The sequence below is a fragment of the Streptomyces sp. Tek67B01 genome (assembly GCF_055231995.1).
Genome location: NZ_JBUYUY010000001.1, coordinates 1,500,697 through 1,521,892, shown reverse-complemented (window position 1 = coordinate 1,521,892; position 21,196 = coordinate 1,500,697). Strand labels below are relative to the sequence as shown.

At 72.5% G+C, this 21,196-nt stretch carries 21 protein-coding genes; 17 read left to right on the top strand and 4 right to left on the bottom strand.

Annotation, left to right across the window (positions count from 1 at the left end; genetic code table 11):
- The first annotated feature begins 13 nt into the window (after positions 1–13).
- Positions 14–1,501: a MocR-like transcription factor YczR gene (gene yczR, locus ACV7NM_RS07020; protein ID WP_463409458.1), complete on the top strand. Its 1,488-nt coding sequence runs from the start codon at positions 14–16 to the stop codon at positions 1,499–1,501.
- Between the two features lie 11 nt (positions 1,502–1,512).
- Here yczR and ACV7NM_RS07015 read toward each other — a convergent pair whose 3' ends face one another.
- Positions 1,513–2,142 (bottom strand): response regulator, encoded by a 630-nt coding sequence (locus ACV7NM_RS07015; RefSeq protein ID WP_463409457.1) that lies wholly within the window; start codon positions 2,140–2,142, stop codon positions 1,513–1,515.
- Positions 2,142–3,350, bottom strand: coding sequence for a sensor histidine kinase (locus tag ACV7NM_RS07010; protein ID WP_463409456.1), 1,209 nt, complete (start codon positions 3,348–3,350; stop codon positions 2,142–2,144). Before ACV7NM_RS07010 ends, ACV7NM_RS07015 begins: the two co-directional genes overlap by 1 nt.
- A gap of 134 nt (positions 3,351–3,484) precedes the next feature.
- On the opposite strand from ACV7NM_RS07010, the gene ACV7NM_RS07005 reads away from it, so the two are divergent.
- Positions 3,485–4,570, top strand: a complete 1,086-nt coding sequence (locus ACV7NM_RS07005) for an ABC transporter permease (protein WP_463409455.1) — start codon at positions 3,485–3,487, stop codon at positions 4,568–4,570.
- Positions 4,567–5,250 carry an ABC transporter ATP-binding protein gene (locus ACV7NM_RS07000; protein WP_463409454.1) on the top strand — a complete coding sequence of 228 codons (684 nt, stop codon included), beginning with the start codon at positions 4,567–4,569 and terminating at the stop codon, positions 5,248–5,250. The genes ACV7NM_RS07005 and ACV7NM_RS07000 overlap by 4 nt, the downstream gene beginning before the upstream one ends.
- Positions 5,251–5,332: 82 nt before the next feature.
- Here the strand turns inward: ACV7NM_RS07000 and ACV7NM_RS06995 are convergent, their stop codons facing one another.
- Positions 5,333–6,136, bottom strand: a complete 804-nt coding sequence (locus ACV7NM_RS06995) for an IclR family transcriptional regulator (RefSeq protein WP_463409453.1) — start codon at positions 6,134–6,136, stop codon at positions 5,333–5,335.
- A 328-nt stretch (positions 6,137–6,464) separates the two neighbouring features.
- On the opposite strand from ACV7NM_RS06995, the gene allB reads away from it, so the two are divergent.
- The 5 genes from allB (at position 6,465) to ACV7NM_RS06970 (ending at position 12,120) form a co-directional block, all read left to right on the top strand.
- The gene (gene allB / locus ACV7NM_RS06990; protein WP_463409452.1) at positions 6,465–7,805 is read left to right on the top strand and encodes an allantoinase AllB; all 1,341 of its coding nucleotides are present in this window, start codon (positions 6,465–6,467) and stop codon (positions 7,803–7,805) included.
- Positions 7,806–7,807: 2 nt separating this feature from the next.
- A complete protein-coding gene (gene alc, locus ACV7NM_RS06985) occupies positions 7,808–8,923 on the top strand; it encodes an allantoicase (protein WP_463409451.1) in 1,116 nt (371 codons plus the stop codon).
- 295 nt (positions 8,924–9,218) lie between these two features.
- Positions 9,219–9,836: a dihydrofolate reductase family protein gene (locus ACV7NM_RS06980; RefSeq protein WP_463409450.1), complete on the top strand. Its 618-nt coding sequence runs from the start codon at positions 9,219–9,221 to the stop codon at positions 9,834–9,836.
- A 123-nt stretch (positions 9,837–9,959) separates the two neighbouring features.
- A complete protein-coding gene (locus tag ACV7NM_RS06975; protein ID WP_463409449.1) occupies positions 9,960–10,874 on the top strand; it encodes a DMT family transporter in 915 nt (304 codons plus the stop codon).
- 55 nt (positions 10,875–10,929) lie between these two features.
- On the top strand, positions 10,930–12,120 hold the full coding sequence (locus ACV7NM_RS06970) for a cytochrome P450 family protein (protein WP_463409448.1): 1,191 nt from the start codon (positions 10,930–10,932) through the stop codon (positions 12,118–12,120).
- 144 nt (positions 12,121–12,264) lie between these two features.
- On the opposite strand, the gene ACV7NM_RS06965 is transcribed toward ACV7NM_RS06970, so the two are convergent.
- A complete protein-coding gene (locus tag ACV7NM_RS06965) occupies positions 12,265–13,269 on the bottom strand; it encodes a Gfo/Idh/MocA family protein (protein ID WP_463409447.1) in 1,005 nt (334 codons plus the stop codon).
- A gap of 209 nt (positions 13,270–13,478) precedes the next feature.
- On the opposite strand from ACV7NM_RS06965, the gene ACV7NM_RS06960 reads away from it, so the two are divergent.
- From ACV7NM_RS06960 to ACV7NM_RS06920, 9 genes are all read left to right on the top strand, one after another.
- Positions 13,479–14,489 carry a sugar ABC transporter substrate-binding protein gene (locus ACV7NM_RS06960; RefSeq protein WP_463409446.1) on the top strand — a complete coding sequence of 337 codons (1,011 nt, stop codon included), beginning with the start codon at positions 13,479–13,481 and terminating at the stop codon, positions 14,487–14,489.
- On the top strand, positions 14,486–15,517 hold the full coding sequence (locus ACV7NM_RS06955; protein ID WP_463409445.1) for an ABC transporter permease: 1,032 nt from the start codon (positions 14,486–14,488) through the stop codon (positions 15,515–15,517). The genes ACV7NM_RS06960 and ACV7NM_RS06955 overlap by 4 nt, the downstream gene beginning before the upstream one ends.
- Positions 15,487–16,389 (top strand): ATP-binding cassette domain-containing protein, encoded by a 903-nt coding sequence (locus ACV7NM_RS06950; RefSeq protein WP_463409444.1) that lies wholly within the window; start codon positions 15,487–15,489, stop codon positions 16,387–16,389. The genes ACV7NM_RS06955 and ACV7NM_RS06950 overlap by 31 nt, the downstream gene beginning before the upstream one ends.
- Positions 16,386–17,558 carry an ROK family glucokinase gene (locus ACV7NM_RS06945; protein WP_463409443.1) on the top strand — a complete coding sequence of 391 codons (1,173 nt, stop codon included), beginning with the start codon at positions 16,386–16,388 and terminating at the stop codon, positions 17,556–17,558. The genes ACV7NM_RS06950 and ACV7NM_RS06945 overlap by 4 nt, the downstream gene beginning before the upstream one ends.
- Positions 17,555–18,148, top strand: coding sequence for a hypothetical protein (locus ACV7NM_RS06940; RefSeq protein ID WP_463409442.1), 594 nt, complete (start codon positions 17,555–17,557; stop codon positions 18,146–18,148). Before ACV7NM_RS06945 ends, ACV7NM_RS06940 begins: the two co-directional genes overlap by 4 nt.
- 213 nt (positions 18,149–18,361) lie before the next feature.
- Positions 18,362–18,994 carry an MBL fold metallo-hydrolase gene (locus ACV7NM_RS06935; RefSeq protein ID WP_463409441.1) on the top strand — a complete coding sequence of 211 codons (633 nt, stop codon included), beginning with the start codon at positions 18,362–18,364 and terminating at the stop codon, positions 18,992–18,994.
- Between the two features lie 30 nt (positions 18,995–19,024).
- On the top strand, positions 19,025–19,804 hold the full coding sequence (locus ACV7NM_RS06930) for an exodeoxyribonuclease III (RefSeq protein WP_463409440.1): 780 nt from the start codon (positions 19,025–19,027) through the stop codon (positions 19,802–19,804).
- Between the two features lie 71 nt (positions 19,805–19,875).
- Positions 19,876–20,316 (top strand): DUF6278 family protein, encoded by a 441-nt coding sequence (locus ACV7NM_RS06925; protein ID WP_463409439.1) that lies wholly within the window; start codon positions 19,876–19,878, stop codon positions 20,314–20,316.
- Positions 20,317–20,421: 105 nt separating this feature from the next.
- Complete coding sequence (locus tag ACV7NM_RS06920; RefSeq protein ID WP_463409438.1) at positions 20,422–21,165, top strand: amino acid ABC transporter ATP-binding protein; 744 nt, start codon at positions 20,422–20,424, stop codon at positions 21,163–21,165.
- Positions 21,166–21,196: the final 31 nt, after the last annotated feature.

The following is a 21,196-nucleotide window of genomic DNA, read 5'->3' as shown; positions in this document are numbered from 1 at the left end:
GGGGGAGGTTGGCATGGCGAACGGGCGAACCGTCCAGACCGCGGACAGGACCATCGGCAGCCGTCAGCTCGTGGCGCTCCTGCCGCCCGCCCTCCTGGCCCGGCCCGGCTACCGGGCCCTCGCCGACGCGGTGCGCACCCTGATCCTCGACGGGCGGATCCCCCTGCACGTACGGCTGCCCGCCGAACGCGAACTGGCCGGGGCGGTCGGCGCCGGCCGGGCCACCGTCACCGGCGCCTACGACCTGTTGCGCGAGAGCGGCTACGCACGCAGCCGCCGCGGCGCGGGCACCTGGACCGACCTGCCCGACGGGCACCGCCCCGTCGGCGCCCACGCCCTCCTCGGCGCAGGTGGGTACAGCGCCGACCAGGACCCCGGCACGGACCTCGCCATAGCCGCCATGGGCGCACCCGACGGGGCCCTCACCGAGGCCCTGGCCTGGGCCGCGTCCAGACTCCCCGAGGCGGCCCGCACCCCCGGCTACCACCCCTTCGGCCTGCCCGCCCTGCGCAGGGCCGTGGCGGACCGGTTCACCCGGCGCGGCCTGCCGACCCGCCCCGAACAGATCCTCGTGACGGCCGGAGCCCAGCAGGCGTTCGCGCTGACGGTGAGCCTGCTGTGCCGGCCCGGGGACCGGGTCGTCACCGAGAGCCCCACCTACGCCAACGCGCTCGACGCGCTGCGCCACGCCCGGGTGCGCACCGGGTCCATCGCGGTCTCCGAGACGGGCTGGGACATGGAGATCGCCGAATCCACCCTGCGCCAGACGGTCCCGCGACTGGCCTACGTCATCCCCGACTTCCACAACCCCACGGGCGCGCTGATGCCGCCGGAACAGCGGCTGCGCCTGATCTGCGCCACCCGGCGGACCGGCACCTGGTTGGTGGTGGACGAGACCATCGCCGACATCGCGCTGGACGTACCGGCCCCCGCCCCGCTGGCCTCGCTGGCGCCGCCCGGGAAGGCCGACCACGTGGTGACCATGGGCTCGCTGAGCAAGACGCACTGGGGCGGACTGCGGGTCGGCTGGGTCCGCGCCACCGCCAAGATGATCACCGAGCTGGCCTCGGTCCGGGCCGCGGCCGACATGACCGGTTCCGTACTGGACCAGCTGGTCGCGCTGCCGCTGCTGGAGGGTCTGGAGCGGGTGCTGCCGGAGCGGCTGGCCGAGCTGCGGGTGCGGCGCGGGGCCTTGGTGCGCGCGCTCCAACGGCACACCCCCGAGTGGTCGTGGCAACTTCCGCCGGGCGGGCTCTCCCTCTGGGTGGACCTCGGAGAGCCGGTCAGCTCCGCGCTGTCGGAACGGGCCGCGGCCGCCGGTGTCCACATCGGGCGCGGAGCGCGCTTCGGGGTGGACCCGGGCACCTTCGAACACCGGCTGCGGATTCCGTACACCCTTCCCCCCGACCGCCTGGACGAGGCCGTACGCATCCTCGCGACCGCGTTCCACGAGGGCGTCCCGCTCACCCCGGCGGTCCGCCGCCCCCACTGGGTGGCGTAGCCGCCCGGACCCTAGCGGGTGCGGATCAGGCGGCGGCCGGCGGCGGCGGCCACGGCCGCCGTGCGGGAGTCGACGCCGAGCTTCGCGTAGACGTGGACCAAGTGGGATTTGACCGTGGCCTGGCTGAGGAACAGCCGCTTGGAGATCTGCTGGTTCGACAGCCCGTCCGCGACCAGCTGGAGCACCTCCAGCTCCCGCTTCGTCAACGCCTGCGCGGGCGTCCGCATCCGGTCCATCAGCCGCAGCGCCACCGCCGGGGCCAGCGCCGACTGGCCGGCCGCCGCCGTGCGGACGGCCGCCGCCAGCTCCTCCGGCGGGGCGTCCTTCAGCAGGTAGCCGGAAGCGCCCGCCTCCACCGCCGCCAGGATGTCCGCGTCCGTGTCGTACGTCGTCAGCACCAGCACCCTGGGGGCCACCGGGAGCGCCGTGATCAGGGCCGTCGCCGCCGAACCGTGCATCCCGGACCCGAACTGGAGGTCCATGAGCACCACGTCGACCCCCGCCGAGGCGGCGAGCTCCACCGCCCGCTCCGCCGTCGCCGCCTCCGCCGCCACCGCGAAGTCCGGCTCGGCCTCCAGCACGGCCCGCAGTCCGGCCCGCACCACCGGGTGATCGTCGGCCAGCAGCAGCCGGATGGTCATCAGGGTGCCTCCAGGGGCAGCGGCAGGGTGACGGCCACGGCGGTGCCCTGGCCCGGGGCGGACTCCACGGTGAACAGCCCGCCCAGCGTCTCGGCGCGCGAGCGCATCGCGGGCAGGCCGAACCCACCCGCCCCGGAAGGCGCCGAGGAGACGTCGAAGCCGCGGCCGTCGTCGACGACGTCCAGCGTGACCGAGGCGTCCATGAAGGTCAGGGTGATCTCGGCGCGCCGGGCCCGCGCGTGGCGCACCACATTGGCCAGCGCCGACTGGGCGATCCGCAACAGCGCCACCTCGTACGGGGTGGGCAGCGCCCGGGACGCGCCGCTCAAGGAGAACCGCACCCGCGGCCCGGGCGCGGCCGCGCACAGCCGCTCCAGCGCGGCGGGGAGCGACCCGTGCTCCAGATCGGGCGGGGTCAGGGCGCGTACGAACCGGCGGGCCTCGGCGAGGTTCTCCTGCGCGGCCTCGCGGGCCCGACCGATGTGCTCCAGCGCCGCCGCGTCCTCGGGGAGCGACCGCTCGGCGGCCCGCAGCAGCAACTGGATGGACGACAGCCCCTGCGCCAGCGTGTCGTGGATCTCCCGCGCGAGCCGCTCCCGCTCGGCGAGGACGCCGGCGCTCCGCTCGGCGTCCGCCAGTTCCGCCCGCGTCGCCATGAGCTCCTCGATCAGCCGCCGCCGGCGCTCGCTCTCGCGGTACAGCGCCTGATAGCCCAGTACGGTCGCCACCGCCACGGCGCCGCCCAGCAGCGGCCCCAGGAACGCCCCGGGCGTCACCACGACGCCGTCCGCCGGGCCACTGTGCCCGAGGAAACCGCCGATGGCCGCGCAGGCCGTCACCGCGACGGCCGTGATCCCCCAACGCAGCCGCAGCAGGTGCAGTTCCAGGAAGTACAGCGGGAAGGCGATCCAGAGCCCGTCCGGGGAGACCACGAGCAGCGCCGCCCACGCGCAGCCCAGCGCCCCGAGCCACACCGCCCCGGCCCGCGACGACCGGTGCACCGCGGGGGTCAGCGCCCCGCCCGCGTAGAGCGCGGCGAGCAGCGCGCAGACGGCCACCACCCACCCGGCGCGCGGCGTGGAGTCGGTGACGGCCCGACCGGCGGCCAGGGCGAGCAGTCCGAAGAACAGCGCGTGCAGGCACAGCCGCAGGACGCGCGAAACGGGCGTCAGCGGGCGGGAGGCGGGGGAGCGGGGGCGTACGGGCATGGCCTGACCAGCGTAAGCGCGGCCGGCGGGCGCCCGGTCAACCGAAAGTTCGATATCGGGATCCGCCCTTCGATACCGGGAACCGAACCGCCGCGCGATGCCCCGGGCCCACTGCCGACAGCAGGGTGGGGACCATGTTCGTCGCATGGAGAGATCTACGGTTCGCCAAGGGCCGCTTCGCCCTGATGGGGGCGGTCGTCCTGCTGATCACGCTGTTGGTCGGCCTGTTGTCCGGACTCACGTCCGGACTGGCCCGGGAGAACATCTCGGCCGTCACCGCACTGCCCGCCACCCACCTGTCCTTCGCCGCGCCCACGGGCGACCAGAAGGTGTCCTTCACCAACTCGCAGGTGCCGGAGGCCGCCTGGCGGACCTGGGGAACGCGACCGGGGGTGCGGATGGCGCAGCCGCTTGCCATCCGCACCGCCAACGCCGTCCGCGGCGAGCGCACCGCCGCGGTCTCCCTCTTCGGCGTCGACCCCGCCGGACGGCTCGCTCCCCCCGGCTCCGGCCTCGCCCCGGGCCGGGTGGTCCTCACCGGGAGGGCCGCCGAGGAACTCGGCGGCGCCGAGCCCGGGACCCGGCTGAGGGTCGGCCCGCTCGAACTGACCGTGGCCGCGGTGTCCGGCACCGCCGCGTTCAGCCACACCCCGGTGGTCTGGGCGGACCTGGGGGACTGGCAACGCGTCGGGAACCCGGGCGGGGGCGGCGGCACCGTCGCCACCGTCGTCGCCCTGGACGCGCCCGGCGCCGACCTCGCGGCCGGCGACAAGGCCGCCGGCACCCGGACCGAGACGATCGACGACGCGCTCGGCGCCATCGGCTCCTACACCTCCGAGAACGGCTCCCTCCAGCTGATGCGCGGCTTCCTCTTCGCCATCTCGGCGCTGGTCATAGGGGCCTTCTTCACGGTGTGGACCATCCAGCGCAGCGGTGACATCGCGGTCCTGAAGGCACTGGGGGCCTCCACCGGGTACCTGCTGCGGGACGCGCTCGGGCAGGCCGTGGTCATGCTCGGCCTCGGCACCGGGCTCGGCACGGCGCTCGCGGCCGGCTTCGGCGCGCTGATCAGCGGCGGCGCGGTGCCCTTCGTACTCGACGCGGCCACCGTCCTCGTCCCCGCCGCGGTCATGATCGCGCTCGGCGCCCTGGGCGCGGCCCTGTCCATCCGGCGGATCACCGCCGTCGACCCGCTGACCGCCCTGGGGAGCGCCCGATGACCCTGCACCTCCACGACGTCACCCTCACCTACCCCGACGGCGACAGCCGGCTGACCGCGCTGGACGGCGTCTGCCTGGAGGTGCCCGGCGGCACCCTCACGGCGGTCGTCGGGCCTTCCGGTTCCGGGAAGTCCAGCCTGCTCGCCGTGGCCGCCACCCTCGTGACCCCGGATTCGGGGCGGGTGGTCGTCGCGGGCCGGGACACCGCCGACCTCGGCGCGGCCGAGAAGTCGAAGCTGCGCCGCGAGGAGATCGGGATCGTCTTCCAGCAGCCCAACCTCCCGGCCTCGCTCACCGCCGCCGAGCAGCTCCAGGTGATGGCCCACCTCTCGGGCCGCCCCGCCCGGGCGGCGCGCGGGCGGGCGCTGGAGCTGCTGGACGCCGTGGGCCTGGCCGACAAGGCCGATCGCCGTCCCCACCAGCTCTCCGGCGGCCAGCGCCAGCGCGTCAACATCGCCCGCGCGTTGATGAACGAGCCCGCCGTGCTGCTGGTCGACGAGCCCACCAGCGCCCTGGACCACGAGCGCGGAGCGGCCGTGCTCGACCTCCTGGTCACCCTGACCCGCGAGCGCTCCACGGCCACCGTGCTGGTCACCCACGACCACGCCCACCTGGAGCGGATGGACGGCACGGCGCGGATGACCGACGGTCGCCTCACCCGGTCGGTCCCGACGGCCTGAGCGACGTCCGGGCCCCCGCGGCCACGCGAGAGCCCCGGCGCCCTCCCTCGCGGGCGGCGCCGGGGCTCTCGTGGCGGGAAGGCTACGCCGGGCTCTGGCTCTGCAAGGCCACCGACAGCTCGGTCGCCACGCCCTGGAGGATCGGCACGAAGGACTCGGCCACGGCCTCCGTGACCCGGCCCGCCGGGCCGGAGATGGAGATCGCCGCGGCGGTCGGGGAGTTCGGCACCGACACCGCCAGGCAGCGGACCCCTATCTCCTGCTCGTTGTCGTCGACCGCGTAGCCGACCTTGCGGACCTGCTCCAGGGCGTCCAGGAAGCCCTCGGGCGTGGTGATGGTCTTCTCGGTCGCGGCCGGCATACCGGTGCGCGCGAGCAGGGCACGGACCTCGTCGGCGGGGGTGTACGCGAGCAGCGCCTTGCCCACGCCGGTGGAGTGCGGCAGCACCCGGCGGCCGACCTCCGTGAACATGCGCATGGAGTGCTTGGAGGGCACCTGGGCGACGTAGACGATCTCGTCCCCGTCGAGCAGCGCCATGTTCGCCGTCTCCCCGGTCTCCTCCACGAGGCGGGCCAGGTAGGGCCGGGCCCACGTGCCCAGCAGCCGGGCGGCCGACTCGCCGAGGCGGATCAGCCGGGGACCGAGGGAGTAGCGTCGGTTGGTCTGCTGGCGGACGTACCCGCACGCCACGAGGGTGCGCATGAGGCGGTGGATCGTCGGCAGCGGGAGACCGCTGGCGGCGGAGAGCTCACTGAGGCCGACTTCGCCCCCCGCGTCGGCCATGCGTTCGAGCAGGTCGAAGGCGCGCTCCAGGGACTGGACGCCACCGCCGCCGGCGGTGGGCTTGGCGGAAGCGTCGGTGGTGCTGGCGCTGGACGTCGGCACGGGCGCGGTCCTTTCGGTACTGGCAGGCAAGGAAGCAGCCTACCGGTCGGTCGGCGTCGGCCCTAGAGCCGGGCGATGCCTTACCCGCCGGTCAGAGGGGGTTTGTCCGGGAGACGGAGGGTGCCCTGAAGTTACCCGGCGTCCCTGGATGGTGGTAGCTACATTCTGTATAGTGAAATCTTAATTCCATCTTGTGGAAACGTCCAAGCGGCCCGCGAGGGTGTCAGCGGTCCGTCCGGACACTCTTGACTGGCTTCGGATCGCGGTGAAGACTCCGTCAACAGAACGTTGAATTTCGCTCTGTGGAAGTAGATGGGGAGGTTCCGGCGTGTCCGACGACGTGGAACTGGTACTGCGCTCGACTCGCGTCATCACCCCGGAGGGGACGCGCGCCGCTTCGGTAGCCGTCGCCGCCGGGAAGATCGTCGCCGTACTGCCGCACGAGGCCGAAGTACCGGCCGGGGCCCGGCTGGAGGACTTCGGGGACGATGTCCTGCTCCCCGGCCTGGTGGACACCCACGTCCACGTGAACGACCCGGGCCGCACCGAGTGGGAGGGCTTCTGGACGGCCACCCGCGCCGCCGCGGCCGGAGGCATCACCACGATCCTCGACATGCCGCTGAACTCCCTGCCGCCGACCACCACCGTGGACCACCTGCAGATCAAGCAGGACGTGGCGCGCAGCAAGGCCCACGTCGACGTCGGTTTCTGGGGCGGTGCGCTGCCCGACAACGTCAAGGACCTGCGCCCCCTGCACGACGCCGGCGTCTACGGCTTCAAGTGCTTCCTGTCGCCCTCCGGCGTGGACGAGTTCCCCGAGCTCGACCAGGAGCAGCTGGCCACCTCGCTCGCAGAGATCACCGGTTTCGGCGGCCTGATGATCGTGCACGCCGAGGACCCGCACCACCTGGAGTCCGCGCCGCACAAGACCGGCCCCAAGTACGCGGACTTCCTCGCCTCACGGCCGCGCGACGCCGAGAACACCGCGATCGAGAACCTCATCGCCCAGGCGAAGCGGTTGAACGCGCGCGTCCACGTCCTGCACCTGTCCTCCTCCGACGCGCTGCCGCTGATCGCCGCCGCCAAGGCCGAGGGCGTCCGGATCACCGTCGAGTCCTGCCCGCACTACCTCACCCTCACCGCCGAGGAAGTACCCGACGGCGCCAGCGAGTTCAAGTGCTGCCCGCCCATCCGCGAGGCCGCCAACCAGGACCTCCTGTGGGACGCGCTCGCCGACGGCACCATCGACTGCGTCGTCTCCGACCACTCGCCCTCCACCGCGGACCTCAAGACCGGCGACTTCGCCACCGCGTGGGGCGGCATCTCCTCCCTCCAGCTGGGCCTGCCCGCGATCTGGACCGAGGCGAGGAAGCGCGGCCACACCCTCGAAGAGGTCACGCGCTGGATGTCCACCGCGCCGGCGGCCCTGGCCGGACTGGCCGCCAAGGGCGCCATCGAGGCCGGCCGCGACGCCGACTTCGCGGTGCTGGCCCCCGAAGAGACCTTCACCGTGGACCCGGCCCACCTGCACCACCGCAACCAGGTCACGGCGTACGCGGGCAAGACCCTGCACGGCGTCGTGAAGTCCACCTGGCTGCGCGGTACGCAGATCGCCGACCACGGCACCCCGACCGAGCCCACGGGCCGACTTCTCGAAAGGCAGAACTGACTGTGACGGCGATTCCCTCCTTCACCGGCAACGCGAACCCGTACGGGGGCGGCGACCCGTACGCGGACTACCGCACCGCGGACTTCCCGTTCACCCAGTACGCGAACCTCGCGGCGCGTGCGCTCGGCGCCGGTGTCATCGCCGCCAACGACGAGTTCTTCGCCGAGCGCGAGAACCTGCTCATCGAGGAGCCCGCGCACTTCGACCCCGAGCACTTCGGACACAAGGGCAAGGTCATGGACGGCTGGGAGACCCGCCGCCGTCGGGGCGTCTCGGCCGAGCAGCCCTGGCCGACCGCCGAGGACCACGACTACGCCCTGATCCGCCTCGGCGCCCCCGGCGTCATCCGCGGCATCGTCGTCGACACCGCCCACTTCCGCGGCAACATGCCGCAGGCCGTCTCCGTACAGGCCGCCGCCGTCGAGGGTTCCCCGACCGCCGAGGAACTGCTCTCCGACGACGTCAAGTGGACGACCCTCGTCGAGCGCACCCCCGTCGGCGGCCACGCGGCCAACGGTTTCGAGATCAACGTCGAGCAGCGCTTCACGCACCTGCGCCTGAACCAGCACCCGGACGGCGGCGTGGCCCGCCTGCGCGTCTACGGAGAGGTCCGCCCGGACCCCAAGTGGCTCGCCGCGCTCGGTACGTTCGACGTCGTCGCCCTGGAGAACGGCGGCTCGGTCGAGGACGCGTCCAACCGCTTCTACTCCCCGCCGACCAACACCATCAACCCGGGCCGCTCCCGCAAGATGGACGACGGCTGGGAGACCGCGCGCCGCCGGGACAACGGCAACGACTGGATCCGCTACCAGCTGGTCGCCGACTCCGAGATCCGCGCCGTCGAGATCGACACCGCCTACCTCAAGGGCAACTCGGCCGGCTGGGCCTCACTGTCCGTCAAGTCCGGCGAGGAGGGTGAGTGGACGGAGTTCCTGCCGCGCACCCGCCTGCAGCCCGACACCAACCACCGCTTCGTGCTGGACACCCCGGCGGTCGGCACGCACGTGCGCATCGACATCTTCCCGGACGGCGGCTTCTCCCGCCTGCGGCTGTTCGGCTCCCTGACGGAGGCCGGCGCGGCCGCGCACGCCGCCCGCCACCAGGAACTCGGCGGCTGATCACGTACCCCGGGGGCCGACACCCCCGGGGGCGTCCGGTCCGTACGGTCCGAAGGGGCGCACCGCCGGTCGGTGCGCCCCTTCGGCGTACGGGGAACCGCGTATCGGGAGCCGCGTACGGGGAGCCGTGTATCGGGAGCCGCGTACGGGGAGCCGTGTATCGGGAGCCGCCGGGACGGGTGCCGGCGGAAAAGTGACCCGTCTCCCGCGCGCGCCGCGGCGACGAGTCGGGGGGCGGCCGGGGAGTCTGAAGGGTGCGGACGACCTGACCGTACCGAGCAAGGAGCGCGGAGCCATGGGCAAGCTGACCCTCACCACCTTCCTCACCCTCGACGGGGTGACGCAAGCCCCCGGAGCGCCCGAGGAGGACCCCAGTGACGGCTTCCGCTACGGCGGCTGGCTCGTGCCCTTCGCCGACGAGGGCATGGGCGCGTTCGTGACGGAGATCTTCGACCGGGCCGAGGCGTTCCTCCTCGGGCGGCGCACCTACGACATCTTCGCCGGCTACTGGCCCCACCACGACGACCCGGCGGACCCCGTAGCGAGCAAGCTCAACCACCTGCCGAAGTACGTCGCCTCCACCACGCTGCGCGAACCGGCGTGGGAGAACACCACGGTCGTCGACGGCGAACACCTCCAGGCCGAGGTCGTACGGGTCAAGGACCGGCTGGACGGAGAGTTCCAGGTCCACGGCAGCGGGCGACTGGCGCAGTGGCTGCTCGCCCGTGACCTGGTGGACGAGCTCAACCTGCTGGTGTTCCCGGTGTTCCTCGGCGCGGGCCGCCGGCTGTTCCCCACGGGCGGCCTCCCGACGTCCTACGCCCTGACCGACCACCGCACCACCCCGGGCGGCATCGCCCTGCACACCTACCGGCCGACCGGCCGCGCGGCCTTCGGTTCCTTCACCGACTGACCGGGGGACCGCGGCGCGGCCGGACACGAAGCCGTCGACCCACCGTGATCCACTCCGGTACGGTGAGCCGCGTCCAGAGGGAGCCGCCGAAGTCTCCGCCCGCCTCCCGCCGCTGGAGACCCCGTGTCCGCGCTCGCCGTCCCCGTCCCCGCCCCCGCATCCCGCCGGGCCTGGCCCACCGATCTGCCGGTGCTGCTCGTGGCCGTCGTCTGGGGCGGCAGTTACCTCGCGGCAAAGGGGATCACCGCCGGACACACCGTGGTCGCCGTGCTCGTACTGCGGTTCGCGCTCGTGCTGCCGGTCCTCGCCCTCGCCGGGTGGCGGCGGCTCCGGGCGCTCACCGGGGCCCAACTGCGCGGCGCGGGCGCCCTGGGGCTCGTACTGGGCGGGATCTTCCTGCTGGAGACCTACGGGGTCGTCCACACCTCCGCCACCAACGCCGGGCTGATCATCAGCCTGACCATGATCTTCACCCCGCTCGCCGAGGCCGCGGTACGCCGCAGGCGCCCCTCCCGCGGCTTCCTCGGCGCCGCCGCCCTGTCCGTCACCGGGGTGGTGCTGCTGACGCAGGGCGCCGGGTTCACCGCCCCCGGCGCCGGCGACCTGCTGATCCTCGGCGCCGCCCTCGCGCGGACCGCGCACGTCCTGCTGATGGCCCGGATCAAGGTCGTCCAGGACGCCGACTCGCTCTCCCTCACCACCGTGCAACTGGCGAGCGCCGTCGCGGTCTTCGCCGTGCTGGCCGCACTGCCGGGCACCGGCGCGAGCCCGTGGGAGGCCGCCGCCGGCTTCGGTCCCGCCGCATGGGTCGCACTGGCCTTCCTGTCCCTGCTGTGCACGCTCTTCGCCTTCTTCGTGCAGATGTGGGCCGTACGCGCCACCTCCCCCTCCCGCGTCAGCCTGCTGCTCGGCACCGAGCCCCTGTGGGCGGCCGCCGCCGGTATCGCCCTCGGCGGGGACCGACCGGGCCCCGCCGGCCTCGTGGGGGCCGCGCTGGTCCTCGCCGGCACGGCCTGGGGCCGGCGCGCCGCAGGCTGATCGAATGGCCGAAAGCCGCTCCATCCGAGGTCAACTGCCGGTCTAGGGTGACCCCATGCCGATTCTGGACCTCAGTACGATCGCCGAAAACTTCAACGAGAACCCGTATCCGCACTACAAGCGGCTGCGGGAGAGCGGGCCCGTCCACCGCGTCAAGGCGGCGGACGGCCAGGAAGTCTGGCTGATCGTCGGCCACGACGAGGCCCGGCAGGCACTCACCCACCCCGACGTGTCCAAGAACTGGCTGGGCGCCGGCCTCTACAGCGACCGCGAGACGACCGAGGCCAGCGCCAACATGCTGCGCTCGGACCCGCCCCACCACACCCGGCTGCGCAAGCTGGTCGCCCCATCCTTCGCCCCCGGCCGGATCGAGGCCCTGCGGCCCATGGTCCAGCAGACCACCGACGCCCTGCTGGACGCGATGACAGCGCGCCCCGAACGTCGCGCGGACCTGGTCGAGGTCTTCGCGCAGCCGCTGCCGATGACCGTGATCTGCGAGATCCTCGGTGTCCCCATGAGCGACTGGGACTCGTTCCGGGCGTGGGTCGCGGAGATCGTCGCACCGACCGGGGTGGAGTCGGAGGCCGCGGCCTGGCGGCAGATGACGGCGTACGTGAGCGAGTTGACCGACGCCAAGCGCGCCGACCCCGGCGGTGACCTGCTCAGCGCCTGGACCATGAGCCGGGAGGAGGGCGGCGATCGGCTCACCCCCCAGGAGCTGGTGGCGATGGCCCTGCTGATGATGCTCGGCGGCGTCGAGACCACCGTGCACCTGATCACCAGCGGCATCCGAGCCCTGCTCGCCCACCCCGAGCAGCTGGCGGCCCTGCGCGCCGACCCGGCCGGCCTGATCGACGGGACGGTGGAGGAGGTGCTCCGCTACGACGGCCCGGTGGAAACCGCGAGCTTCCGCTTCGCCCGCGCGGACCTGGAGATCGGCGGCACCCTCATCGAGGCCGGTTCACCCGTGCTCGTCTCCCTCGCCGGGGCCGACCGCGACCCCGCCCGGTTCTCCGAGGCCGAGTCCTTCGACATCCGCCGCCCCGCCCGCGGCGGCGGCCACATCGCCTTCGGGCACGGCATCCACCACTGCATCGGCGCCCCGCTGGCCCGACTGGAGGGCCGGATCGCGATCCGCGCGCTCGTGGAACGCCTCCCCGACCTCGCGGAGGACCCGGACGGGCCGCTGGAGTGGACACCCGGCGCGATGGTCCGGGGCGTGCGGCGGTACCCGGTGCGCTGGTAGCGGGCGGGATCGCCGAGGATGCCCGGCGGATCACCCGACCCCCGGCGGGCCGCCCGACGACCGGGCCGCCGGTCACAGGCCGTCCAGCCGACACAGGACGTCCACGCGTCACAGGCCGTCCACCGGTCACAGGTCGTCCACCGGTCACAGGTCCGGGAGCTCCTCCAGCCGTACCGGGCGCCGCTCCCGGCGCGAGTGCTCGCAGGCCTCCGCGACCCGGAACGCGGCGAGCGCCTCCCCGCCGTCGCACGGGTTGGGGCCCTCGCCGCGCACCAGCCGTACGAAGGCCGCCAGCTCCGCCTCGTAGGCCGGGCCGAACCGCTCCAGGAACCCGGTCCACGGCTTGCTCGCCGGGGGTGGTCCGTGCGGCTCGGTCGACGCGATGGGCGTGCGGTCGTCCAGCCCGGTGGAGACCTGGTCCAGCTCCCCGGCCAGCTCCATGCGCACGTCGTACCCGGCGCCGTTGCACCGGGTACCGGTGCTGCTGACGAGGGTGGCGTCGTCCAGGGTGAGCAGGGCCGCGCCGGTATGGACGTCGCCCGCGTCCCGGAACGCCGGGAGGCCCGCGTCCGAGCCGGTCGCGTACACCTCGGCCACCTCGCGCCCGGTCACCCAGCGGACCATGTCGAAGTCGTGCACCAGGCAGTCCCGGTACAAGCCCCCGGAGGCCGGCAGGTACCCCGCCGGCGGCGGCGCGGGATCGGCCGTGTTGGTCCGTACGGTGTGCAGCCGACCCAGCGCGCCGGATCGTACGAGCGCCCGGGCGGCCGCGTACCCCGCGTCGAACCGGCGCATGAAGCCCACCTGGAGCACGCCGCGCGCCGCGCCGACTTCGCGCAGCACGGCCAGCGTCCGCTCCAGATCGGGGGCGACGGGCTTCTCGCAGAACACCGGCAGCCCGCCGCGCACCGCCCGCACGACGAACTCGGCGTGCCCCTCCGTCGCGCAGGACACGACGAGGGCGTCCACGCCCCAGCTGAAGACCTGGTCCACGCTCGGCGCGGCGGTGGCCCCGAGCCGGTCCGCGAGCCGCGCGGCCCGCTCGGGAACGGCGTCGGCAAGCAGCAGCGAGCCGGCGTCCGGCCGGCGGGCCAGGACCGCCGCGTGGAACGAGCCGATCCGGCCCGTCCCGATGATCCCGATGCGCATGCACTCAACGTGACCCCGCAGCGGGGACCTGTCAATCTGCCCGGGAGTGCCCCGATGGTCTCCCATGGTCCACTGTGGCGGATACTGGGCGGCTGGAACCGGAATGGACCGCTTTGACGACGATCGGCTGTGACGGGGACGAGATGCACGACGATTCGCTCGACGGGCGCACGACGAAGAGACGCGGGACAAGGGAAAGGCACGGCGACGTGGCTAGGGTTGGGACAGGGGTGCGCGTCGTGGGCGCCGTGCTCGCGGCGGTACTGGGCGCCTCCCTCGTGGGTTGCAGCAGTACGGGCGGCAAGCGCGCCGAGGAGCGGGCGAAGAGCGCCCAGGCGGGCCGGCCCGCCGTGAACACCCCCCGCTGGACCTTCGCGATGATCACCCACGCGGGCGATGGCGACACCTTCTGGGACATCGTCCAGAAGGGCGCCAAGGAGGCCGCCGCGAAGGACAACATCAACTTCGTCTACGCCCACGACGACCAGGCCCAGCAGCAGGCGCAGTACGTGCAGAACGCCATCGACCAGAAGGTCGACGGCATCATCGTCAGCCTCGCCAAGCCCGAGGCGCTCAAGGACGTCATCGCCAAGGCCGTCAAGGCCGGGATCCCGGTGGTGACCGTCAACTCCGGATCGGCCCAGTCCGCCGAGTACGGCGCCCTCACCCACATCGGCCAGGACGAGCAGATCGCGGGCGAGGCCGTCGGCGCCGAGTTGACCAAGCGCGGCAAGAAGAAGGCCGTCTGCGTGCTGCACGAGCAGGGCAACGTCGGCCACGAGCAGCGCTGCGCCGGAGCGAAGAAGGCCTTCGGCGGGGTCATGGAGAACCTGTACGTCGAGGGCACCAACATGCCCTCCGTGCAGGCCGCCATCCAGGCCAAGATCCAGGCCGACCCGTCCGTCGACTCGATCGTCACCCTCGGCGCACCCTTCGCCCCCACCGCGATCAAGGCCAAGGACACGGCGGGCAGCAAGGCGGAGGTGGACACCTTCGACCTGAACGAATCCGTGGCCCGCGACCTGAAGTCCGGCGCCCTCGGCTTCGCCGTCGACCAGCAGCCCTACCTCCAGGGGTACCAGGCCGTCGACCTGCTGTGGCTCAATCGCTACAACGCCGACGTGCTCGGCGGCGGACGCCCGGTGCTCACCGGCCCCCAGATCGTCACCGGCGCCGAGGCGGCCAAGCTGGAGGAGTACATCAAGCGGGGCACCCGATGAGCGCACCGGCCCTCGCCGACGAACGGCTGGCGCCCACCTCCCTGGTGCGCCGCCTCCTCGGCCGCCCCGAGCTCGGCGCGGTGGTCGGCGCCGCCGCCGTCTTCGTGTTCTTCTCCTTCGCCGCAGACAGCTTCCTACGGGCCTCCAGTCTGAGCACGATCCTGTACTCGGCCTCCACCATCGGGATCATGGCGGTCCCGGTCGCGCTGCTGATGATCGGCGGCGAGTTCGACCTGTCCGCCGGCGTCATGGTCACCACCTCGGCACTGATCAGCTCGATGTTCAGCTACCAGATGACCGCCAACGTCTGGGTCGGCGTCCTGGTGTCCCTGCTGGTCACGCTCGCCATCGGCTTCTTCAACGGCTTCATGCTGACCCGTACGAAGCTGCCCAGCTTCATCATCACGCTGGGCACCTTCCTGATGCTGACCGGCCTGAACCTGGGCTTCACCAAGCTGATCAGCGGCTCGGTCTCCACCAAGTCCATCGCCGACATGGAGGGCTTCCCCTCGGCCCGGGCCCTGTTCGCCTCCCAGTGGAACGTCGGCTCGGTCACCTTGAAGGTCACCGTCCTGTGGTGGCTGGCCCTGGTCGCGCTCGCCACCTGGCTCCTGCTGCGCACCCGCGCCGGCAACTGGATCTTCGCGGTCGGCGGCGGGGCGGACGCGGCCCGTGCCACCGGCGTCCCGGTGGTCAAGACGCGCATCGGCCTCTACATGGGCGTCGCCCTGTGCGCCTGGATCTCCGGGCAGCACATCCTCTTCTCCTACGACGTCGTCCAATCGGGCGAAGGCGTCGGCAACGAGTTCCTGTACATCATCGCGGCGGTCATCGGCGGCTGTCTGATGACCGGCGGATACGGCTCGGCCATCGGCTCGGCCGTCGGTGCCTTCATCTTCGGCATGACCAGCAACGGCATCGTCTACGCCCAGTGGAACCCGGACTGGTTCAAGTTCTTCCTCGGCGCGATGCTGCTGCTCGCGACGCTGCTCAACGCATGGGTCCGCAAGCGGGCGGAGGCGAAGTGACGGTGAAGGACGCGACCGCCGTGACGGCGAAAGACTCGACCGCCCTGGTGCGGCTGACCGATGTCAGCAAGTACTACGGCAACATCCGCGCCCTCCAGGACGTGTCCCTGGAGGTCTCCGCCGGCGAGATCACCTGTGTCCTCGGCGACAACGGCGCCGGCAAGTCCACGCTGATCAAGATCATCGCGGGGTTGCACCGCCACGACGCCGGCAGCTTCGAGATCGAGGGCGAGGAGACCGTGCTCGCCAACCCGCGCGCGGCCCTGGACCACGGCATCGCCACCGTCTACCAGGACCTCGCGGTCGTCCCGCTCATGCCGGTCTGGCGGAACTTCTTCCTCGGCTCCGAGCCCACCCGCGGGCGCGGGCCCCTCCGCCGCCTCGACGTGGACCTCATGCGCGAGACCACCCGCGCGGAACTGCTGCGGATGGGCATCGACCTGCGGGACGTGGACCAACCGATCGGCACCCTGTCCGGCGGTGAGCGCCAGTGCGTGGCCATCGCCCGGGCCGTCCACTTCGGGGCCAAGGTCCTCGTCCTGGACGAGCCGACGGCGGCGCTGGGCGTCAAGCAGTCCGGTGTCGTCCTCAAGTACGTCGCCGCGGCCCGTGACGCGGGTCTCGGCGTGGTGCTGATCACCCACAACCCGCACCACGCCCACCTCGTCGGGGACCGCTTCGTGCTCCTCAAACGAGGCGCCATGGCGGGCAGCCACACCCGCGACTCGATCACGCTGGACGAGCTCACGCGGCAGATGGCGGGCGGCTCCGAGCTGGACGAGCTGAGCCACGAACTGGAGCGGGTGGCAGAATCAGGCCCAGACCACACGTCCGGCACCACCCGCACCCCGAGGGACGACACGACTCGATGAGCACGTACCGGGACTTCACGCTCACCCACCGGGGGTCGGCGCGGGGCACCGTCCTGCGGACCGTCGGGACCCGTGAACGCCGGTCGCTGCTGACCGCCCCGCGCGTCCCGACCGTCGGCATCGACATCGGCGGCACGAAGGTCATGGCCGGAGTGGTGGACGCCGACGGCGTCATCCTGGAGAAGATCCGCGCGGAGACGCCGGACAAGTCCAAGAGCCCCAAGGTCGTCGAGGACACCATCGTCGAACTGGTGCTGGACCTGTCCGACCGGCACGACGTGCACGCCGTGGGCATCGGCGCGGCCGGATGGGTCGACGCGGACCGCTCCCGCGTCCTCTTCGCCCCGCACCTCGCCTGGCGTGACGAGCCGCTGCGCGACGCGCTCCAGTCCCGGCTCGCGGTACCGGTCATGGTGGACAACGACGCCAACACCGCCGCCTGGGCCGAATGGCGCTTCGGCGCCGGCCGCGGCGAGGACCACCTGGTCATGATCACGCTCGGCACCGGCATCGGCGGGGCCATCCTCGAAGGCGGCCAGGTCAAGCGCGGTCGCTACGGGGTGGCCGGCGAGTTCGGCCACATGCAGGTCGTGCCCGGCGGCCACCGGTGCCCCTGCGGCAACCGCGGTTGCTGGGAGCAGTACAGCTCCGGCAACGCCCTGGTCCGCGAGGCGCGCGAGCTGGCCGCCGCCGACTCCCCGGTCGCGTACAACATCATCGCGAAGGTCGGCGGCAACATCCAGGAGATCACCGGGCCGCTCATCACCGAGCTGGCCCGCGAGGGCGACGCCATGTGCGTGGAGCTCCTCCAGGACATCGGCCAGTGGCTGGGCGTCGGCATCGCCAACCTCGCCGCCGCGCTCGACCCGTCCTGCTTCGTCATCGGCGGTGGCGTCAGCGCCGCCGACGACCTGCTGATCGGTCCCGCCCGCGACGCCTTCCGGCGCCACCTCACCGGCCGCGGCTACCGCCCCGAGGCCCGGATCGCCAAGGCCCAGCTCGGCCCCGAGGCGGGCATGGTCGGCGCCGCCGACCTCTCCCGCCTCGTGGCCCGCCGCTTCCGCCGGGCCACGCGCCGGCGGGTGGAGCGGTACGAGCGCTACGCGCGGTTGGGGCTGCGCGACACCACCGGCCCGACGGCCCCCGAGAAGCAGGACCGACAGCCGTGAACCCACCCCCCCTGCTGCCCCGCCAGGCCGCCGCCCCCGACGAGGGCGGCGCGCCCGCGTCCGCGGTCGAGGACCGTCGGCACGTCGTCCGGCGCCGATGGATCACCGCGATCATCATCCTGCTGCTCGTCGGCGTCCCGGCGGGCTACCTCGCCATCTCGGCGCACCAGAGCCGCGAGAGCGGTCGCGACAAGGCCGCCACGGTCGGCGCGGCCAAGGTGCGCACGGCCTGGCCGTCCGCGGTGCAGCGCAGCATCTACGAGGTCCCCATCCCGATGATGGCCTCGCTCGTCGGGTTCCTGGAGACCAACAACTGGCACACCAGCCGGCTCTACACCCAGTTCTCGCTGACCCCGCGGGAACTCGACACCTTCCTCGCCGACATCGGCACCAGCAAGGACAAGCTGACACCGGGCGTGTCCATCTCCGAGCGGGACGCGAAGGTCGCCGGCTGGAGCTGGAGCCCCAAGCACACCTGGTACGGGATCACCCTCGACGCCAAGGACCCCCGCCCCACCCGGGATGTCACGGTCGACTTCACCAAGCCCGGGAACCCCCGGGTGTACGTGGTCTCCACGGCCGTCCCGTAGGTCCTGTCCGTAGCCGCGCCGGCGGGCCGTCGGGCGCTAGGCCCTGTCGTCAAAGTCCCGCCTGGCCCGGGGCGTCCGGTACCGCACCTCCCCGCGTTGTCGGAGCGCCCGAGTACGTCCAGTACTCGGGCGCCCCTCCGCCTTGCGATGCACGGCACCGGACGCCCCGGGCCTTGCCGGTGCTACTTTGACGACAGGGCCTAGCCTGGGATCATGAAACTCACCAAGCGCCTGCACTCGTGCGTTCAGCTGGAGAAGGACGGGCGCGTGCTCGTCATCGACCCGGGCGCCTTCAGCGAATCCGACGCGGGGCTGGGGGCGGACGTGCTGCTGGTCACCCACGAGCACCCCGACCACTTCGAGGAGGGCCGGCTGCGCGCCGCGCTCGAGGCGAACCCGCGGGCCGGGCTGTGGACCCTGCGCAGCGTCGCGGAGAAGTTGGCCGACGCCTACCCGGGCCGGGTGCACACCGTCGGCCACGGTGACGCCTTCGAGGCCGAGGGTTTCGACGTCCGGGTGTACGGCGAGCTGCACGCCGAGATCCACCCGGACGTGCCCCGCGTCACCAATGTCGGCTACCTCGTGGACGGTTCCCTCTTCCACCCGGGGGACGCCCTGACCGTGCCCGGCGTGCCCGTCGAGACCCTGATGCTCCCGGTGCACGCGCCCTGGAACAAGATCGCCGAAGTGATCGACTACCTGCGCGAGGTGAAGCCCGGCCGAGCCGTCGACATCCACGACGCCTACCTCGCCGACCTCGCCCGGCCCGTCTACGACGGCCTCCTGGGCTCCCTCGGCGGCACCGACCACGGGCGGCTCGGCGCCGGGGACGCCACGGACCTGTGACTGTCGGCGGCGGGCGGTAGGTTGGTCGGCATGCGTATCGCCACATACAACGTCAACTCGATCACCGCCCGGCTGCCGCGCCTGCTGGCCTGGCTGGAGAGTTCCGGGACGGACGTCCTGTGCGTCCAGGAGACCAAGTGCTCCGCGGAGCAGTTCCCGCACGACGAGTTGCGCGAGCTGGGCTACAAGGCCGTGGTCAACGCCACCGGCCGGTGGAACGGCGTCGCGGTGATCTCCCGGGTCGGTCTGGACGAGGTGGTCGTGGGGCTGCCCGACGGCCCCGCCTACGAGGGCGTCGAGGAACCCCGCGCCATCTCCGCGACCTGCGGCGGCGTGCGCGTGTGGTCGGTGTACGTGCCGAACGGCCGCGAGGTCGCCCACGACCACTACGGCTACAAGCTGGACTGGTTCCGCGCGCTCGCGGCGGCCGTCGCGGAAGACGCGGCCGGCCCGCGCCCCTTCGCGGTGCTCGGCGACTACAACGTGGCGCCGACCGACGACGACGTGTACGACCCGTCCGTGTTCGAGGGGATGACCCACGTCACCCCCGCCGAGCGCGCCGCCCTGGAGGCGCTGCGGGCCGCCGGGCTCCGCGACGTGGTGCCCCGCCCGCTCAAGTACGACCACCCGTACACGTACTGGGACTACCGCCAGCTCGCCTTCCCCAAGAACCGCGGCATGCGCATCGACCTGGTCTACGGCAACGAACCCTTCGCCAAGGCCGTCACGGACGCCTACGTCGACCGCGAGGAGCGCAAGGGCAAGGGCGCCTCGGACCACGCCCCGGTCGTCGTCGACCTGGAGCTCTGACCCGGCGGGCCGGGATTCCGGTCCTGCGCGCCCTGTGGCCAGGCGGGGGCGGCGGTGCGAGTCTGGTCCGTATGAACATCCCTTTCCTGGCCAACTGGCGCAGCCGGCACGAGACGGAACAGGGTGCGGGGCTCGCCGCCGCCCTCGCGGACGATCCCGAGGGCATGGCCGAGCTGTTCTCGGAGTGCCACATGCTGCGCGCCCAGGCGAGGTCCGCCGGGCTCGAACTCGACGGGAGCCCGGCGTCGTTGGAGGCGCTGGACCAGCTGATGCCCCGGTGGCGACGGGACCCGGAGGCCGTGCCCTGGCTCGGGAACGACGCCGGTTTCTACCTCGGGACCCTGATCGTCCGGACCATTCCCGGGGCCCGCTGGCAGGTGTGGCCCAATGGCCAGCCGGTGATCCGGCTCGCCTCCGGCCGGGAGCTGAACGTGGTCGAGTCGGGCGTTTCCTGGGCCGTGACGGGATCGCCTGAGCTGTCCCAGGCCTACGCCGAGGCCTCGGAGGGCTGATCTCGAAGGCCTTTATGTCGGCTTTAGGCGTGTCGAGGCGAAGTGCCCTTCCGCGGCTGGATAGTTTGCGCTGACCTCGACACCGACAAGTGGGCAGGGCAGCGTATGGCCGTCGATCCGTTGATCGAGCTGCGGGACGTCAACAAGTACTACGGGGAACTGCACGTCCTCCAGGACATCAACCTCACCGTCGGCCGCGGGGAGGTGGTGGTCGTCATCGGCCCCTCCGGCTCCGGGAAGTCCACGCTCTGCCGGGTCGTCAACCGGCTGGAGACGATCGAGTCGGGCACGATCGTCCTCGACGGGCGTCCCCTGCCCGCCGAGGGCAAGGAGCTCGCCGGCCTGCGCGCCGAGGTCGGCATGGTCTTCCAGTCCTTCAACCTCTTCGCCCACAAGACGATCCTCGCCAACGTCTCCCTCGCGCAGATCAAGGTCAGGAAACGCAAGAAGGACGAGGCGGACAAACGCTCACGCGAACTGCTGGAGCGGGTGGGCCTCGCCGACCAGGCGGACAAGTACCCCGCGCAGCTCTCCGGCGGCCAACAGCAGCGGGTCGCGATCGCACGCGCCCTCGCGATGAGCCCGAAGGCACTGCTCTTCGACGAGCCCACCTCCGCCCTCGACCCCGAGATGATCAACGAGGTGTTGGAGGTCATGCGGCGGCTCGCCTCGGAGGGCATGACGATGGTCGTGGTGACGCACGAGATGGGCTTCGCCCGCTCCGCGGCCAACCGGGTCGTGTTCATGGCCGACGGGAAGATCGTCGAGGACCGGGCCCCGGAGGCGTTCTTCACCGCACCCGAGAGCGACCGGGCCCGCGACTTCCTCTCCAAGATCCTCAAGCACTGAGGGGGGACGGCTCGTGAAACGCCTCATCGGC